The 18,047-nt window shown below is 59.6% G+C and carries 13 protein-coding genes and 1 tRNA gene; 4 read left to right on the top strand and 10 right to left on the bottom strand.

What is annotated here, in order from left to right; all coding sequences use genetic code 11:
• Window positions 1-58 precede the first annotated feature (58 nt).
• A complete protein-coding gene (locus HJ536_RS10465; RefSeq protein WP_177157649.1) occupies window positions 59-418 on the bottom strand; it encodes a hypothetical protein in 360 nt (119 codons plus the stop codon).
• A gap of 207 nt (window positions 419-625) precedes the next feature.
• Between HJ536_RS10465 and HJ536_RS10460 the strand changes: the two genes are divergently transcribed.
• The 3 genes from HJ536_RS10460 to HJ536_RS10450 all read left to right on the top strand — a co-directional run bounded on the left by HJ536_RS10460 (window position 626) and on the right by HJ536_RS10450 (window position 3,407).
• Window positions 626-1,300: a hypothetical protein gene (locus tag HJ536_RS10460; protein ID WP_177157648.1), complete on the top strand. Its 675-nt coding sequence runs from the start codon at window positions 626-628 to the stop codon at window positions 1,298-1,300.
• The gene (locus HJ536_RS10455; protein WP_177157647.1) at window positions 1,297-2,082 is read left to right on the top strand and encodes a COG4705 family protein; all 786 of its coding nucleotides are present in this window, start codon (window positions 1,297-1,299) and stop codon (window positions 2,080-2,082) included. The genes HJ536_RS10460 and HJ536_RS10455 overlap by 4 nt, the downstream gene beginning before the upstream one ends.
• Window positions 2,083-2,237: 155 nt before the next feature.
• Window positions 2,238-3,407 (top strand): IS5 family transposase, encoded by a 1,170-nt coding sequence (locus tag HJ536_RS10450; protein WP_177157646.1) that lies wholly within the window; start codon window positions 2,238-2,240, stop codon window positions 3,405-3,407.
• 356 nt (window positions 3,408-3,763) lie between these two features.
• On the opposite strand, the gene HJ536_RS10445 is transcribed toward HJ536_RS10450, so the two are convergent.
• From HJ536_RS10445 to HJ536_RS10420, 6 genes are all read right to left on the bottom strand, one after another.
• Entirely contained in the window at window positions 3,764-7,390 is a 3,627-nt protein-coding gene (locus HJ536_RS10445) for a M10 family metallopeptidase C-terminal domain-containing protein (protein WP_177157645.1), read from the bottom strand.
• Window positions 7,391-7,633: 243 nt separating this feature from the next.
• Window positions 7,634-9,619 (bottom strand): M10 family metallopeptidase C-terminal domain-containing protein, encoded by a 1,986-nt coding sequence (locus HJ536_RS10440; RefSeq protein ID WP_177157644.1) that lies wholly within the window; start codon window positions 9,617-9,619, stop codon window positions 7,634-7,636.
• Between the two features lie 327 nt (window positions 9,620-9,946).
• A complete protein-coding gene (locus tag HJ536_RS10435; RefSeq protein WP_177157643.1) occupies window positions 9,947-10,894 on the bottom strand; it encodes an SMP-30/gluconolactonase/LRE family protein in 948 nt (315 codons plus the stop codon).
• A 206-nt stretch (window positions 10,895-11,100) separates the two neighbouring features.
• On the bottom strand, window positions 11,101-12,144 hold the full coding sequence (locus HJ536_RS10430) for a substrate-binding domain-containing protein (protein ID WP_177157642.1): 1,044 nt from the start codon (window positions 12,142-12,144) through the stop codon (window positions 11,101-11,103).
• 29 nt (window positions 12,145-12,173) lie between these two features.
• Window positions 12,174-13,193: an ABC transporter permease gene (locus tag HJ536_RS10425; protein WP_177157641.1), complete on the bottom strand. Its 1,020-nt coding sequence runs from the start codon at window positions 13,191-13,193 to the stop codon at window positions 12,174-12,176.
• On the bottom strand, window positions 13,180-14,709 hold the full coding sequence (locus tag HJ536_RS10420) for a sugar ABC transporter ATP-binding protein (RefSeq protein WP_177157640.1): 1,530 nt from the start codon (window positions 14,707-14,709) through the stop codon (window positions 13,180-13,182). Before HJ536_RS10420 ends, HJ536_RS10425 begins: the two co-directional genes overlap by 14 nt.
• A gap of 165 nt (window positions 14,710-14,874) precedes the next feature.
• Between HJ536_RS10420 and HJ536_RS10415 the strand changes: the two genes are divergently transcribed.
• Complete coding sequence (locus HJ536_RS10415) at window positions 14,875-15,885, top strand: LacI family DNA-binding transcriptional regulator (RefSeq protein ID WP_338081962.1); 1,011 nt, start codon at window positions 14,875-14,877, stop codon at window positions 15,883-15,885.
• A 127-nt stretch (window positions 15,886-16,012) separates the two neighbouring features.
• On the opposite strand, the gene HJ536_RS10410 is transcribed toward HJ536_RS10415, so the two are convergent.
• From HJ536_RS10410 to HJ536_RS10400, 3 genes are all read right to left on the bottom strand, one after another.
• A complete protein-coding gene (locus HJ536_RS10410) occupies window positions 16,013-16,228 on the bottom strand; it encodes a hypothetical protein (protein ID WP_177157639.1) in 216 nt (71 codons plus the stop codon).
• 132 nt (window positions 16,229-16,360) lie between these two features.
• Window positions 16,361-17,797 carry a methyl-accepting chemotaxis protein gene (locus HJ536_RS10405; RefSeq protein ID WP_228028690.1) on the bottom strand — a complete coding sequence of 479 codons (1,437 nt, stop codon included), beginning with the start codon at window positions 17,795-17,797 and terminating at the stop codon, window positions 16,361-16,363.
• A gap of 165 nt (window positions 17,798-17,962) precedes the next feature.
• Window positions 17,963-18,039 (bottom strand) — tRNA-Arg (locus tag HJ536_RS10400).
• Window positions 18,040-18,047: the final 8 nt, after the last annotated feature.

Genomic DNA, 18,047 nt, shown 5'->3' with positions numbered 1-18,047 from the left:
TAAAGGGCGGCCGGTTTTGCCCGCCGCCCCACAAGGTTAACGATTTGCGCAGTCGGTGTCAGTCATCGTCCTGCTCGTCGGTCTCGTCATGGTCATCTTGCGTTTCCATGACCTTTTCGGCCGAGCCATCTGCAGGGTTCACAAACCAGGTCTGCACCGTTCCTGCGGCATCGGCGATCTCGACTTCATAGCCCCAGAGGCCAGCATCGTTATTCTCCCAACCGGCCGCCAGCGCGGTGCCACCGGTCAGCGACTGCGCCGCATCTACGGCTTGGGTCAGGTTCATGCTGCTCTGCATGGCTGCCTGCACCTCCTGAGCGTCGGACATCTCGGTGTGATCGGTGCCTGCCCAAGCGGTTCCTGCCAGACCTACAGCAAATGTTGCGGGGATGAGGGACATAGCGATGATACGTTTCATGGATCTAACTCCTGTTCAGGGCCGGCGGGATGCCGTGGCCTCGTGTCAGTCAGATGTTGAGCAGGATTTGGCATTGCATGACGCCCGCATTGATTAACCGTAATCATCACGTCCGTCACATTACGCTTTCCCAACCTTGCCGTCAGACGCGCGCAGATATCGGGGATCATGAAGGCCTCATCGCAATTTCGGGTGAGGACCCACTTCATGAAACAATTGCTGCTTGCCACCGCGCTAATCGCTCTGCCGGTGGCCGTATTCTCGGGCGTCGAGCACTATATCATCGCCCCCAAAGCCATAGACACCAGTGTCACAACCACTTTGCTGGCCCCTGCCGCAACCCTAGGGGATATGTCGGCCTTTGCCGCCATCGTCACCGACACGCAAAAGATCGCACAGACCGGCGATTTCATCGCAGCCGAGACCCGCATCACCGACCTCGAAACTGCGTGGGATGACGCCGAAGCCACCTTGCGCCCCAAGGCCCCGCTGCTGTGGGGGAATGTGGACGACAAGGCTGACGCTGCATTCTCGGCGCTTCGCACCGGCCAACCGGATGGGGCCCATGTGGACGAGGCGCTCGCTCAACTACAGGCCACGCTGGCTGACCCGTCCCTTGGCCTCGCGCCCGTGAGCACCGCTGAACTGCTGAACGGGATTGCTGTCAGCGATGCGGCCGGCCATCCGCTGCCCTGCGAAGTGATGCTGACGGACCTGCGCGACGGTATCGCGGCGGGGCGCACTTCTGCCGACACCCAGCCCCAAATTTCTGACCTGCAGTCCAAAGCACTAGAGCGTTGCAACGCCGATGACGACCGCCGTGCCGATGCCTTCACCGCTCAGGCGCTTGCCCTTCTTGCCCCCGCACAGGTGACCAAATGACCTCGATTTATGCCCGCTCCGACCTGATCGACGGGTCCAACCCCAACCCGCTGAACAAAGTGCCCGAAGTCACGGCTGCCTTCTGGCTGATCAAGCTGATGGCCGTAACCATGGGGGAAACCGCCGCCGATTATCTGAACGTCAACCTCGGCCTTGGCCTTTCGACCACCTCGATGATGATGAGCGTCATCCTGATCGGAACCTTGGCGCTACAATTCTCGCGCAGCCGCTATGTGCCCTGGACCTATTGGCTGAACGTGGTGCTGATTTCGGTCGTCGGAACGCTCCTGACCGATAACCTTGTCGACAATCTTGGGGTCAGTCTTGTGACCTGCACGATCGGCTTTTCCCTGCTGCTCGCGGGCACCTTCGCCGCGTGGTTCGCCACAGAAGGCACCCTCTCGATCCACGACGTCGACAACACCCAGCGCGAGACCTTCTACTGGCTGGCGATCCTGTTCACCTTTGCGCTCGGCACCGCTGCGGGCGATCTGGTGGCCGAACAATTTGCCTTGGGATATCTGGCGTCCGGTATCCTCTTTGGGTCGGTTATCGCGTCGCTGGCGATCGGGTACTTCTTTCTCGGGCTGGACGGCATCTTGGCCTTCTGGCTGGTCTATATTCTGACACGCCCCCTTGGCGCGTCCTTCGGAGACCTACTTTCCCAGCCGACAGACTACGGCGGCATGGGGTTTGGAACCATCCTGACCAGCCTCGGTTTCCTCTCGGTGATCGCTCTGATCGTCGTGGCGATGACAATCGCCCACCGTCAAGAGCGCTGATTTAAACTTCGATGATAGAGCGGACGGCCCGATGTGCCGTCCGTTATATTTCAAGGTTCACGCAAAGAGCCTAGCAGGTCGCTGAAGAAGCCGGGCCTGGCGCACGTTTGAAGAACATGGTTCTCCCTTCTGGCTATCGACCGAGGGAGAACGTCATGCGGGGATCGGACAAAGCAAGCGGGTCGCTTTTCAGCTACGTTGATTTGGATTCCCGCATTCCGGGGCGCCATCCGCTGCGGCTGATCCGTCGGGTGGTCAACGAGGCACTGGACAGCCTTGATGCCGATTTCGACGCGCTCTACACCGATTTCGGCCGCCCCTCGATCGCGCCCGAGAAGTTGATCCGGGCTAGCCTGTTGCAGATTCTGTTCTCGATCCGCTCGGAGCGGCAGCTGATGGAGCAAATGAATTACAACCTGATGTTCCGCTGGTTCGTGGGGCTCGGGATCGATGACAGCGTCTGGGTCCCCACCCTATTCACGAAGAACCGCGATCGGCTGCTGAACACCGACATGTCGCGCAAGGTCATGGCCGCGATCCTCGAGCATGCACAGGTGGCGCCTCTCCTGTCGGAGGATCATTTCTCGGTCGACGGCACGCTCATCAAAGCCTGGGCTTCGATGAAGAGTTTCCAGCCGAAGGCGCCAGACGATCACCCGGGCGATGATGATCTAGGCGGCCCGCCCGGCCCGAGCGATACCCGGACCACCGAAAGCACCGCATCTTCCGAGACGCCCAAGATGACCCGCCCGACCCAACGCAGCCGCAATGACGAAGTCGACTTCCGCCGCGCGAAACGCTCGAACGCCACCCATGCATCGACGACTGACCCTGCTGCGCGGCTCTATCGCAAGTCACCCGGCACCGGTGCGATGCTCTGCTTCATCGGCCATGCCTTGATGGAAAACCGGGCCGGTCTGATCGTGCAGGCCGATCTCACCCGGGCCGATGGCACGGCCGAACGCCGCGCGGCACTGGACATGATCCATCGACATTCGCCGGGCTCCACCCGGCGCCTGACCCTCGGGGCGGATCGCGGCTACGACGTCGCCAGCTTTGTCGCTGATCTCCGCCAGGCGTGTGTCACACCTCATGTCGCTCAGAAGCGCCGACATTCCGCCATCGATAGCCGAACGACACGACATCCCGGATACGTCCTCTCCCTCAAGCACAGCAAACGCATCGAAGAGACTTTCGGCTGGGCCAAGACCACAGGCGGCATGGCGCAGACGATGCTGCGCGGCATCGAGCATGTACGCGCCCGCTTCATCATGACAATGGCCGCAGGCAATCTCGCCAGATTGCCGAAACTCCTTGCCATGTGAGACGCCCGAGGGCCAGCTGGAAGCGCCACAACGGCGCAAGAGGGGGAAAAGCACGACGGACATCCGAGGAAAGTGTTCCGCAGAAACGACTATTTCAGCGACCTGCTAGACACCCGCCTTGCTTGGTTTCTGCTGCCTGATTTCAAAGTCAACGGGCGACAGCGATGCGTTTTTTGTGTGTTTGCGCTTCGGGTTGTAGAAGTTTTCGAAGACGTCGCTCCCGGCAGCGTATCGCGACACCTTATGATAGACGCCCCAAGGTGTCTCTCTCTGCCTTCGCGTTCGCGGCTTCCGTCATCAATTCGGATGAATACTGACCCTACCAAAACTATACGAGATGCTAAGACGCCCCCAGTTCATAGAATTTCAAGATTGGCTATGATCGCATCCGGGTCCTCGATCGATTTGAAACTGATCCAGTCTTCTTCGCCGTAGCGCAGGCTGAGCCAATCGCCGATGACTTCAAAATCATAGTGCTCGACTCCACTCAGAACGATGACATCGCCTTCTTTGCCATTGAAGTCGGCGATCAGATCCTGACCGTGGCCGCTTTTGAACTGGAAAGTGTCCGCGCCTCGGCCGCCGGTAAGAGTGTCGTTCCCCAGTTCTCCCCAAAGCGTGTCGTCATTCACGCCGCCATTCAGGTCATCAGCGCCCTTGCCGCCCGCCAACAGATCATTGCCTTTGCCGCCCTCAAGGGCGTTGTCATTGGGATCCCCGACAATGCTGTCACCGAATTTGGTCCCGCGGACATTCTCGATACGCACCCAGCTGTCGGTGCCGTAGGAGCCCAAGTCTTGTTCCCCGAGCGACAGCTTGATGTCCACAGCCTCTTCGCCGAAGGAAAAGTCGAGCCAATCGCTGCCTCCGCCGCCATCGTAGATGTCATCCCCGTCACCGGAGAGTGCGATGAAGCTGTCTCGGCCCGCCCCGCCGTCGATGACGTCAGAGCCGCGAAGACCCACAAGCGTATCGTTGCCGCCCTGCCCTTCGAGCAGGTTGTCGTCGTTGTCTCCGGTCAACTCGTCGTGTCCGTCCGTGCCTAGCAGGGCCTCGAAGCCTGAGGCGGTGATGCTTCCACTTCCCACGTCCTGCGCCGTGCTCACAGCCAAGCTGAAAATGACCCCGCTGAGCCCCTCATCAAAGCCTAAGGTGTCATAACCCTCGCCACCGGTCGCGGTATCCTCGCCATTTCCGGCCAGCACGGTGTCATTTCCGGTGCCACCATACAGACGGTCATTCCCGCCGTTCCCGGCCAGCAGGTCGTTGCCGTCATTCGCCGTCAACACGTTGTCTTCGTCATTGCCGGTCAGTTCATCATCGCCGCTCGCGGTAGTCACGTCCTCGATCCCGATCAGGGTGTCGGTGCCTTCGCCGGTGGCGACGCCTTCGGTCAGGTCGACGGTGATGTCATTCCCGCTCTGATAAACCGCCAGATCCGCGCCCGCGCCCCCATTCAACGTGTCGTCTCCGCCGCGCCCCTCGAGCGTGTCGTTCCCGTCATTGGCGATCAGAAGGTTATCGGCAGAGTTGCCTGTAATACTGTCCGTCCCGTCCTGAGTGATCACGTTCTCGATGTTGACGAAATCCACGGTCAGACCGAGCTCGTCGTTGTATTTGGTTTCCCCCAGATCGACAATGCGGTCCAGTTTGCCCAGAAATTCCAGCGTGTCCTCACCGGAGCCGCCGTTGATTTGCTTCTGGCCGGTCTCGACGACGAAAAGGTCATCGCCGTCGTCGCCGCGCAGCATTTCGAAGCCGCTTCCGCAAATGATGGTGTCATCGCCGGAACCGGCCTCGACGCTGTCATCGCCATAGCCAGTCTCGATCCAGTCGCTGCCGCCCCCACCATAGAGCGTGTCATCCCCGACCCCGCCATAGAGCGTATCCGCGCCCCCCTCGCCGTACAGGATGTCGGCGCCAGTACCGCCCGACAGGGTGTCTTCGCCCCCTTGGCCGTGAAAGAGGTCAGCGCCGCCATTCCCCGTGATCTCGTCATTCAGGTCGCCGCCATACACGACGTCGCGGCGGTTAGAGCCGTTGAAGGTCAAGGTCAGGTTCGTGCCCGTGTTGTACCGTACGAAGCCAGAAAAATCGCCGGACGTTTCCTCGGTCAGTTCGGCCAGTGTCTGTCCGTAGCCGTAGAGCCCCAATCCCGTGTCCACGGACACCCCGACATCGGTAGACGCATCGAACAGCACGACATCGCGCCCCCTTTGGCCCCCGATACTGGCATTCACTCCTTCGATCACAAAGTTATCGTTGCCCTTGCCGCCGCGCACGTACGCGCCACTTGCGGCGACAATCAGGTCATCCGCATGATCGCCACCGTTTACCCTGATTGTACTGGTCAGCACAGTGATGTGGTCTTCGCCGTCATAACCATTCAGATCGGTAAAGGCATTCGCCGCGTCCTCGTCGACGACAAAGATGTCATTCACCACCGATCCTTTGATCTGCTCAAGCCCCGCATAGTTGACGACGGCCGAATTGCCCGTCAGCAGATTGGTCACCTGGCGGGTGGTCATATCCAGCAAAAAGCCCGCGCTTGAGGACGATGTGGCAAAGCGGAGGATATCTTTGTTGGTCTCGCCATCCACCGTGTAAGCGAACGCGCCTAAATCATTGATCCAGAAGGTATCGTTGCCGGATCCTCCATAGAAATTCCCGCCGTCCTCCAGATAGATTTTGTCCTTACCTGCGTTTCCGTAGACCGTATCAAGACCCTCCTCGCCATTGAGGGTGTCGTTGCCGCCACCCCCTTCGATCAAGTCCGCATCATCGCCGCCATAGAGCCTGTCGCCCCCGCCGTCGCCATAGAGCGTGTCATCCTGAGCGCCGCCCCACAGCTCGTCCCGCCCAGCGCCACCCTCAAGGCTATCCGCGCCATCCTCGCCATAAAGGGTGTCATTGCCCCCCGCGCCAAGGACCGTGTCGGAATTCCCGCCTGCGCTGATCTCATTGGCGACACGGTTCCCGGTGATATGGTCCGCGCCACCCGCTGTTATGGCGTTCTCGATCACTGAATCCTGCTGGATCCAGAGGTTGTTCACACCGCCCAGAATGTCGGAGTATTGACCAGATCTCAGATCAAGGACGGCATCGAAATTGAACGCCGCCGCCGAGGACCGCAGATTCAGTTCATCCTCTCCGCCGGTGTCGATGATCGTCAGGGCCGGTACGACAATTCCTCCCACTTCGATCATTTGCTGTTCGAGCAGGTCGAAGTTTTCGTTAATGAAACTGTGGCTCACATTGCCGTTGAAGCCCCAGCGGGTGGCCTCCTCCTCCATGCTGAAATCGATATTGTAATGCATATCGAGCGCCAGCAGATCGACCTCGCGGTAGGTCCACGGACGACTGCTGAAATCAAATATCCCCGGTTCAAACTGGTTCGGCGCGACATAGGACATGATCGAGTATCCGCGGCTGTCATTGCTGAACACCCGTTCGCTCGACGAAACGGTCCCGTTGTAGTCCCCCAGATGCCCCAGCCCCAGCAGGTGGGTGAATTCGTGTATGAAAACGCTTCGGTATTCCATCACACTGTAGGGATCATCCAGATCGAACGCGGACAATTCAAAGCTGATATCCGGATGATCCTGATAGTGGTCACGATCGGTGAAGGGCAGGCCCAATCCCAAATCCGCCGAAGCCGCAGCAAATTCGGTCCCCCCGAAAAAGGCGTCCCAGTCATCGACCCGATGAATATTTACATCCCCGTCGTCGCCATCGCCGACCTTGAAGGAGACATCGATATTCATCACATCCGCAACATAGCGAAAGGAGTCTTTGACGATGTCTTTGATCTCCTGAGGGATCGGGTCATCCTCGTCGAAATGGACCTTGATCTTGTTGTTTTTGGGGAACCAGCCACTGCTGCCGAAATTGAATTTGCGCCAATGCCCGTCGACCCCACCGCTCCACTCGAAATAGCCATGACGTAGCTGGTAAACCATGTCATCAAGTGATCCGTTCTGCATGGCGCGCCCTCCTCTGGCTGGGGCGCAGAAGCACCCTCATCCTTGAAAGGGTACCCGACGGCAGATCATCTTGTGGCGACAGGCAGGCTATCTTTGGCGTGGAAGGGCAGTATCATCCGCACAGGGGCCGCGTGAATTCCCGAATAGTCGGCGCGTGGCCTGCATCTGCCAAAGAAAGTCCCAATCGGAGTTTCAAAAATGGGGCTGCCACATTCGGGCCACTCACAAATGAGTTTCGTACTGCTACAGGATAAAATTGTCTTCCTGTAATGACCCCACATTCTTGATCAGGATTTCGAAATCAGCTCTGCGGTCGCCATCAACATCGGCGGAAACCAAAATGTGTCGCCCCGTATCGGTGACCCAAACGCTATTGGCCGACGCACTGGCAGCGAAATCGAAACTCTGATTGCCGCTCGCTCGCAGGTCAGCGTCGATGTCGCTGAGGTCGATATAATCCTCTCCACTATCGAACTGCAGGATTTGGTCGCGCCGCCGCCCGGTGGAGCTGTCGTCCGCTGTCTCAAAGACAAAGACATCGGTATCCCGATCACTTCCGGCAAAGAGCCTGTCAGATCCGCTTCCCCCGATCAGGGTGTCCGCGCCGCTGCTGCCCTTTAGAACGTCGCCGCCACCGCCACCGCGAAGGACATTATCCTCTGCGTCGCCAGTTAGCTTGTCGCTATTCGATCCCCCGATAAGGTTCTCGATCCTGATGGCCTGCAGCCAGCCCCCGCCGTCCACATCCGCCGCCGCCCGCGGCGCGGCAAAGTTCTGGAACGCCCCGTTTTTGCTCAGGGAAAAGGTCAGCTTTGCATCAAAGGACGAAAAATCTATGGTGTCGCTGCCGGCCTGCCCCCGGACAGTCAACAAGTAGGAAGGGTCGGTTTCGGTCACCTTAATGATGTCATCGCCGCTCCCCAAGGATGCCGTGGCGATGCCGCCTGCCCCCATGATCACCGTGTCTGCGCCGTCGCCTGTGCGAATGGTATCGACATAGCCACCACCCGTGGTCACTGTGTCATCGGCTCCGGACAGGCTGATCGTGCCTGCGCCTTCTGCGCCAATCGTCACATCCACCAGAGCGTCATTGTACACCAACAGCGATCCGATCCAGCCGTCGGAATGGATCTCATGGGCATTGTCAGAGTTCCCGAACAGAGCAATCTGCGCAACCCCGCCGGACCCGATATCCATGGTCATGTTGCTGTTATAGCCTGCGATCGTCTCGATATTGCCGGCGTCCGTGGTGATTGACTGATCCCCATTGTTGGCCTTGATGCTGTAAATGCGACTGGTGTCGCGCACATCGAATCCGGCATCCCCCTCGACCTCGACGTAGTTCAGGGTGGAGTTCCGTTTGACGACAACGTCACTGGTGCCAAAGCTGCTCACGGTCCCCATACGGGCGCCACCTGTGATCGTCAGGCTGTCATGCCCGTCTCGCAAACGCAGGGTCCCCATCCAGCCGCCGTCCAGAGTGACGGTATCATCGCTCGATCCCAAGGAGGCTTGCTGAACGGTGCTGTCCGTCATCCTCAGATTGGTGGTGCCGTCGCTATAGACGGTCAGCCCACCCACGTTCCCTTCATCGACGGTGATGGAATGTTGGCCCGTTGACAGGGTAATTTGGTCAATCCCACCAGAGTTGATGTTGATGGTATTGCTGGCCTCCACAAACGATGCGACCGACGTGACATAGCCTTCGGTCACGGTCACCGAATTGACGCCACCGCGCACTTTGATCAGGCCTGCCCCACCGGTGCCCACGGTCACCGTATCGTCCCCATCAACATCGATTTCCCCGACGTATCCTGAACCCGTGATCACGCGGTTCACGTCCGCCTCGAGCGTGATCGCTTTGGTATTCTGGGAGCCAAGGGTGACGTCATGCAAATCACCGTCATACCCCTCGATAAACCGCACTTTTGTCGTTTCCAGAACGACATCAGAATTATCGCCAAGCTTCAGGTAATGGATATTGCGCCCAAGGCCATCGTCAATATCGCGGATGATTGCGGTGTTCAAAGTTTCCGCCCCGAACCGGAGCGCCGAAATCGACCAATCAGACCCACTGAGCAATGTAGTCGTAATCAGATGGTTGCCGACCGTTTCGTCATAGATGCTCAAATAGCCCAACCATCCGCCATCGTCCCAGCAATCCGTTCCCCACAGAGTGTCGTAATCGCTCGACCCGTCCAATGCGATTTCAAGTCTATTCGCCCGCATCTGTCATCTCCCCTAAATCCACTTGCGAATGGTAGGCGAAGACGCTGGGTGCTCAATTCGAGGGAGACCGTGCAAGGGGATGCTTTTGGCAGCAATTCAGACGGGACAGCACCATCGGGCGTATCAAACGCATTGCGGATCAGATTGCAAACTGCCTGAAAGAACCAATTTCCTTTGAAGGCGCCAAATGGCGTCATTCATGATACTCTAGCTAAAATGTTTCTTCTTCATGGTGTTTGGGATTAAGGCACCGCAGAATTTTCACAAGATGAGCGATCTAGGACAATTAGCATCAGGGGAACAGTACTACATCATCACCAAGATGAGCTATCCCATCCCCGGCCGTTTTAGCGGCGAAACACCGTTCACGTTCAGGAACACCGAATAGAGCGACGTCGTTCCGGCGATAAAGAGCCGGTTCAGTTTTGCCCCGCCAAAGCAAACATTTCCAACGATCTCGGGAATTTTGATTTTGCCGATCAACTCGCCTGCGGGGTTCAGGCAGTGAACGCCATCCGCCGCCGAACTCCAAATCCGGCCCCCTTGGTCCAGCCGGAAACCGTCAAAAAAACCAGCTGTGCAGTCCGCAAAAACCTCGCCCCCCGAAAGGCCCAAACCATCTTCGCTGACGGAAAAGCGGCGGATGTGGGCCGGGCCGCCTGCCTCGTGGGTGCCGCCAGTGTCCGCGATATAGAGCGTGCGTTCATCTGCCGAGAACGCCAACCCGTTGGGCTTGACGAAATCGGTCGCGACCGCTGAAACCTCGCCGCTGCTGGGGTCGATCCGATAGACATGGCACGCGCCAATCTCGCTTTCGGCCCGCTCGCCTTCGTAGTCCATCATGATCCCGTAGCTCGGGTCGGTGAACCAGATAGAGCCATCAGATTTCACCACCACGTCGTTGGGCGAGTTCAGCCGCATACCCTGCCATGCGTCGGCCAGCACGGTGATAGAGCCATCATGCTCGGTTCGGGTGACGCGGCGGGTCAAGTGTTCGCATGTGACAAGGCGCCCTTGGCGATCAACCGTATTGCCATTGGCATTCATCGAGGGTTGCCGGAAGACCGAGACCGACCCGTCGGTTTCGTCGAAACGCATCAGCCGGTTGTTCGGGATATCGGACCACAGCAGATAACGGCCCGCGGCAAACCAGACCGGCCCCTCGGACCAGCGCGCGCCGGTCCAGAGCCGCTCAACGCGCGCATGGCCGATCACACACTCCCCGAATTCGGGGGCAATCACCTCGAAGCCGGTTCCTTCTAGCAGTCCGAACATCTGTCTTCTTCCTTGTTCACTGTCTCGCACGCGCCGGGCGATGAGCCCGTCAAACAGAGTGTCGGGCCCCTTGGGGAAAAGGGCCCGACCTCCGGCCGATGTGTCCACCTGCCGGAGTCTCTCTCCTTCGATCTCCGAAATAGCTTGCCCTAGTGCGGATCACGAAAGGGGATGGAAAGGACGGTGGCATCCTTTCCGAGGAGCCCTCACTTACCCCAAAGCCCAGCGTAAGCCTCGCGATAGGGGCTGTCCGGATCAAAGCTGTTGCTGTCCCCCATCTTGGCCAGCCCGTCTTGGGTAACCAAGGCAGGCGTGGTGATGTAGCCAGAGCACGCCTCGCCCGAGATGGCGCGGTTCAGTTCGTCCACCAACTGCCAGCCCTGAAGGTTCAGCGGCTCGGCAACCGTGATCGACTGATAGTTGCCCGTGCGGATGCGTTGGAACGCCGCTTCGGACCCGTCGCCCGCAGAGCCAGCCTTGGGGGCATCGGCGCTAGGCACCCCGACCGAGGCCAGCGCAGGCCCCATGAAGTCGAAGTACAGATCGTTGATGGCCAAAGCGTGGGTCCATTTCGCGCCGTACTTCTGGAGCAGGCCCGTGGTCAGGGGCCCCATGCGCGACGATGTTTCCGCGATGGGCGTGTCGACGTACTCCAGCACGGTGCCGCCACCCGCTTCGATGGTGGCTTTGATCTCGTTCGCCTTGTCGATGGCGATCTGGTAGGTGGAGTCGGTAAAGATCACCACGCCAACATCCTTGCCACCGTCATTGATCGCCCAATCGGCTGCCACATCGGACACAGCCATCGCATCGGTCGAAACGTTCGCAAAAATGCCGCCAGGGGCATCGCAGCCGATCTTGGGTCCGCTGTGCCAAGCCACCATCGGGATGCCAGCCTTTACGACCTCTTCCAAGGCCGCCTGCTGTTCCACCGCATCAAAGCCGTTGATGATGATCCCGTCGGGTTTCAGCGCCATCGCCTGCCCGATCGCCCCGGTACGCCCTTGGATCGAGCCTGCGCCGTCCAGCACTCGCAGGCCCCAACCGATTTTGGCAACGGCTTCCTCCACGCCGTTGGTGACCCCCAGAATACCGCCGTTTTTCAGATCGCCGGCCACGACGACAATCGACTTGCCTTCGGCGGCTTTGGGGCCGGTGCTGGGCCCGTCAAAGGCCGTCTCGGCCAAGACCGGCGACGCAATGGCTGCCATCATGGCAATCGTCGACATCGAACTGATAAATCTACGCATGAGCATTCTCTCCTCCCAGAAACTCTTCGTTATTTTTTGGCGCCCTTGCGCCGTTGGGCGTATCCCGCGATGCCGATTGCGATCAGCAAGGTGACGCCGTTGAACATCGGCTCGACCCAGAAGGACCCGCCGAATTGTTGAATGCCGGAAATGCCGACCGCCAGAATGGTCACGCCAATGATGGTGCCCCATACGTTGACCCGGCCCGGTTTGATGGTGGTGGAGCCCAGGAATGCCCCCACCAGAGCGGGCAGCAGAAACTCCAGCCCGACCGAGGCCTGACCGATGCGCAGTTTCGATGCCAGCAGCACGCCCGCAAAGGCGGTGATAAAGCCCGAGGACATAAAGGCGCCGATGACGAACTTGCGGGTCGGGATGCCGTTCAGCTGCGCGGCGCGCTGGTTGGCGCCGATCGCATAGAGATAGCGACCGATCGGCGTGAACTCGAGCACGAGCCACATGATCAGGGTGATCCCCAGCACGTAAAAGCCCGTGATCGGAAGGCCAAAGATAAAGGTCCCGTTGACCGCGTAGAAGCTGTCAGGCAGCGCACCAACCATCTGACGCCCGCCTGTGTGCCACAGCGCAAGCGCATACAGGACGGTGCCGGTGCCAAGGGTCGCGATGAAGCTGTCGATCTTGGCGACCTCGACCAACATGCCGTTCAGAAAGCCGGTCAGCAGCCCAAGCGCCAGCACGATCACAATCACGACCGGCCAAGGCAGCCCAAGCATGGTCTGAAGCGAGATCGCCAGAATGTGCCAGAGCACGATGCCATAGCCCACGGTCAGGTCGATGCGGCCCGCTGCCATCGGGATCATCGCCCCAAGCGAAAGCAGCGCGATAATCGCCTTGTCCGAGATGATCGCACGCAGGTTCAGCATCGTCGGAAAGGTCGTCGGCAGCAGGATCGAGAAGGCCGCAATCAGGATCGCGGTCAGGATCACGAGGCCATAAACCGGCAGCAAACGCAGCATACGGGTTTTCGTGTCGGCATTACGCAGTTCGGCCCGTGTCGGTTCGAGGGCATTGGACTCAAGCGACGGCATGGCTGGCTCCTTGAGGGGCGACCGCATTCGAGGCGGAGGCTGTCTGAATTAGATTTTCGGTACTTAGGGCGGGGCCGGAGAGTTCTCCGACGATCCGGCCCTGGCTGAAAACGATGGCGCGGTGACAGATCAGCGAGACTTCCTCGAAATCGGTCGAGACGACGATAATGCCGACCCCTGCCGCCATAGCTTTGTTCAAAAGCGCATAGATCTCGGCCTTGGCGCCGACATCGACCCCTGCTGTCGGGTCCTCGCAGATCAGCAGCTTGCGGCCACTTTCCAGCCACCGCCCGATCACGACCTTCTGCTGGTTCCCACCAGACAGGCTCTCGATCGCCATGGACTGGTCGTTGGGGGATAGCGCGACCTCGGCCCCGATCTTTTCGGCCAGCCGCGTCTCATCCTGTGGTGTCAGAAACGAGAACAGCTTACGCCCCACAGAGGCCGGATTAAGGTAGGTGTTCTCGCGGATTGTCAGGGACATGGCGACGGACTCCTCGGTCCGGTCGCGGGCCACGAGGCCGATCCCCGATTTCAACGCCGTCTCGGGCGAGGTCAGGTTGGGCTTTTCCCCGTTGAGGCGGATTTCGCCGGAAAAGGGAGCCGCCCCGAACAGCGCCCGCGATACGGCTTCGTGCCCTGCCCCGCGCAGCCCGACCATGCCGACGATCTCGTTGCGGTGGAGCGCGAAATCGACGGGGCCCGCCTCGGCCACATGCAGATCAGAGACGGTCAGCAGCGCCGGACCGGCCTCTGTCACGGGCTTCATCACTTGCCGCGTTTTGCGGCCCACGATCATGTAGACCAGTTCCTCGGGGGTCGTATGCTCGATATCGCGCATCCCCACCAATTCGCCGTCTCTCAGCACAGCGACGCGGTCGGCAATGCGAAAGATTTCATCCAGACGGTGCGAGACGTAAATCATGCCAACGCCCTGATCCTTGAGCGGACGCAAGGCTTCGAACAGACGCTCCACCTCATCGGCTGGCAAAGAGGCCGTGGGCTCGTCCAGCACCAGAAAGTCACAATCGACGGCCAAAGCACGGGCAATTGCCACCAGCGATTTCTCGGTCCGCGACAGGTCCTGAACGCGGGTGGTCGGGTCAATGTCGCAACCAACCTTGGCCAAGGCGCGGGCGGCAAAATTCTCGACCTCGCGCCACCGGATCAACCCGCCTTTGCGGGCATAGCCCAGCGCCAGCGCGATATTCTCGGCCACGGTCATCCATTCGATCATGCCAAGATCTTGGTGAATAAAGGCAACGGACTGCCGCTGGCCAAAACCGCCGGGGCGATGTTCATAGGGCTGGCCGTCAATCAGGACCTGCCCTTCGTCGGGGCGATGAATGCCGCCCAAAATCTTGATCAGTGTGGACTTGCCTGCGCCGTTCTCTCCAAGCAGGGCGACAACCTCGCCTCGTTCGATATTCAGAGAGACATTCCGCAGTGCGTAGGTGCCACCGAAATGCTTATTTATCCCGTTGAAAAACAGGTTTCTTCTTGCCTCCGCAAGCATCTCGATCCTCCTCCAGGATGCTTGTACGGATAGCTCGATGCTCCTCAACATCGCCTTGAGTTACCCGTAACGTAAGGGTATCATTATTTCAAATTGGCGGTCCGTCAATATAAATAAGTTACCCGTAACGTAGGTGTCGGACCCTAGAAACAGGCAACTGGAAAAGTGAACAAGAACAGCAAGGTAAGCCTCGCGGAGGTCGCAGCGGCGGCGGGGGTGTCGAAAATGACCGCCTCGCGTGTGCTGCGCGAAGAAGGCGGCTATTCCGAGCAGACCCGCGACAAAGTCATGGCCGAGGTCGAGCGCCTGGGCTACCTGCCGAATCGACTGGCGACGGTATTTGCGGGCGATACCAGTTCCACGTTTGTGGGGGTCTCGATCCCCGGTCTGGGCAATGAGATTTTCACCCAAGTGCTCGAAGGGATCGACCGCAAACTGGGCGCCTATCAGCATCAGACCATGCTGGGGATGAACGAGCATTCCCTCGACCAAGAGGAACGCTGGATCGAAACAGTGCTGTCGTGGAAACCGGCCGGACTGATCGTGACAGGGCGGGCCCACAGCCCCAAGGCCGTCCATATGATGCGCGGCGCGGGCATCCCCGTGGTCGAGATTTGGGACTACAACTCCAGCCCGATCGACATGTGCGTGGGTCTGGACCATTTCGACAGCGGCTATGCGATGGGACGGCATCTGGCCGAACGCGGCTACCAGCGTTTCGGCTACGTTGGCACCTTTCACCAGACCGCAAATGCCGCTGCGGCGCGCCTGTCCGGCTATCGCAAAGCCATCGAGGACGCCGGAGGCACGCTGGTCCAGCCGGTGCTTCTGCGGGATGTGCCGGGCTTCTATCCTGGTCATTACGGGACCGAGCAGCTGCTTGCGGCGCATCGCGGCGTCGAGGTGATCTATTACCAGAACGACAACCTAGCGGTTGGCGGTATTCACTACTGCCAGAAATTGGGGATGAGTATTCCAGAGGACATCGGCATCGCCGGTTGGGGCGACATGCCGATCGCCGCCATCCAGCCCGTCCGGTTAACCTCGACCGCCGTGCCCCATCTGAGGATCGGCCAACTGGCCGCCGAAATGGTGCTTTCCCGCATCCAAGGCCACGAGATCAAGAAGACCCGGGATGTGGGGCATGTTTTGATCCCCGGTGCGACTGTGCTTTGAAGGTTCTGATCTATTCAGAATTTACTGGGTCAGTTAGTTCACGACCTAAGGTGCCCTACCCACCCAATTGCGCAAAAACAAAAAGGCCGCCCGAAAGCGACCTGTTTCCGATTGCGATGTGGGCGCCTCAGCCAGCCAGCCCCAGAACCCACGCCAGCACCAGCGCCCCTGCCCCAAGTCCGGCAAGGCCGATATACAGCCTGCGGGTGATCTTGCGCTGGATGACCATCATCTCCATGCGGTCATAGCCGTAGTGGCGGCCGAAATCCTGATAGGACCCGCCATACTGGTTACGCGCCACAGCGACGCGCGCGGGTGCCGAATGCCTGTCAAAATGGTTCATGTGCATAGTCCGTTCCCACCAATTCCCCCGAGTCCATTTTCGCAAACTGCACCCAAATTAAGAATAATCTCTTAACGGCACCTGCCGGAGCATTCCGGATACCCGCCCCACCCCATCGGTTAGGGCAGATGCTCAATCGCACAGATAGGCCAGCCGCAGACCGCCCCAGTGCCGCCCGTTCACGATGATCGGCGCCGAAACGTCCTTCATCATCTTGAACTCGCCATTGCCCATGTCGCGGCGATAGGCTTGCAGCAGGAACGGACGCTTGCTCTGTCCCGCCGCCAGACCCACGCGGTCGTTAAAAATCCGGCGGTTCCGCGAATGCTTGGCGTTGTATTCGGGGTCACCGAACCGCTGGGGCTGGCCGAATTTCAGGTTGTGAGTCGGGATATAACCGTTCCGGTCAATCGCCGCGCAGAACACCACCTTGTCCGAGAATTCCAGCATCGGCTCCTGAAAGGACGGCAGAAGCGCATCGGTCAGGTGGGTAAAGCGGGTCATGTGCTGCTTGGGATCGCTGCCCGGAACCTCGATGTAGTTGTCATCGAAAAGCTCGCGCTCTCCGATCCGACCGTGGCGGACCGCGCTCGTCAAGGCTTGGGAAATCCCGTCGGCGACCCGTTTGACGACCTCGATATAGGGAGTATCAAAGGTCTCGACCCCCAGTTGGGCCGACAGGGCCGTCAGGGTTTCCGCGCCCTCGTTGATCTGCAGAAGGGCGTCGTTGGCCTTGGCCAGACTGCCCGCCGATTGTTCGACGTTGACGATCAGCGCGTCGATGTCATTCTGGGTGTCCTTGATCGACACGTCGATCACCCCAGAGGCCGCCACGATATCCTGCTGGGCCGAACGCACTTTGCCCAAGGTCACGGGGATCGCGTCGATCTCGCCCTCGACGCCGGTGGTCTGCTCGCGGATGCGGCCCGCCAGTTCGCCCGCGGTCGAGGCATTGCCCCGCAGTTCCGCCAGTTCCTTGTTCAACTGATCGATCGTGTCCGAGATTTCCGAAGTCGCCTGCCCCGCCTGGTTCGACAGTTCCTTGACCTCGCCCGCGACGACCATAAAGCCACGGCCGTGTTGCCCTGCCCGCGCCGCCTCGATCGAGGCGTTCAGCGACAGCAGGTTCGTCTGACGGGAAATCCCCGCCACATGGCGCGACACCTTGGCGACCTGATCCAGCGCAGCCTGCAGCCCCTCGAGCTGAGCGGACATCTGGCTGACCTGCTCGGTCAGGCGGGTCACGTTCGCCACCATAGAGTTCAGGTTGCCGCTGGTTTCCGCCATCCGGCCCTCGGCCTGCTGAGAGATGTCCAGCGCACGCTCGGCGGCACTGCTGACGACCCGGCTCTGCTCTGACATCTGCAGGGCACGGCCATGGATGCCGCGAAACCGTTCGGCCTGTTCTTTGACGCGGTCTGCGGTGTCATTCACGTCGCCAGAAACTTCGGCGACCGCAACGCTCAGGCCGCCAACGCGTCTGGCGATGCCACTAATAGCCTTATCACGCTGAGCCTGATCCGCCCCCTGATGGAGTTCAGAGTTCGGAAACATCGCGATTTCAGCCATTGGATCCCCCGGGAATTTGCTAAGATATTGTCCAAGGGAACGACATATCGCGAAAACCCTATAGACCAATCCGCAATAAGGATGCCTGCGACCCATACGGATAGCATGGGCGCCTTAACGGCCGCGACAGAACGCAACACAAGTCGATGAAAAGTAAGGGGAAAATGGCGCACCCAAAGGGATTCGAACCCCTGGCCTCTGCCTTCGGAGGGCAGCGCTCTATCCAGCTGAGCTATGGGTGCGTCGTGAT

Source organism: Donghicola mangrovi, assembly GCF_013377535.1.
Classification (GTDB): Bacteria; Pseudomonadota; Alphaproteobacteria; order Rhodobacterales; family Rhodobacteraceae; genus Donghicola; species Donghicola mangrovi.
The sequence above is the reverse complement of the archived record's forward strand: the minus strand, read 5'-3'. Positions and strand labels throughout refer to the sequence as shown.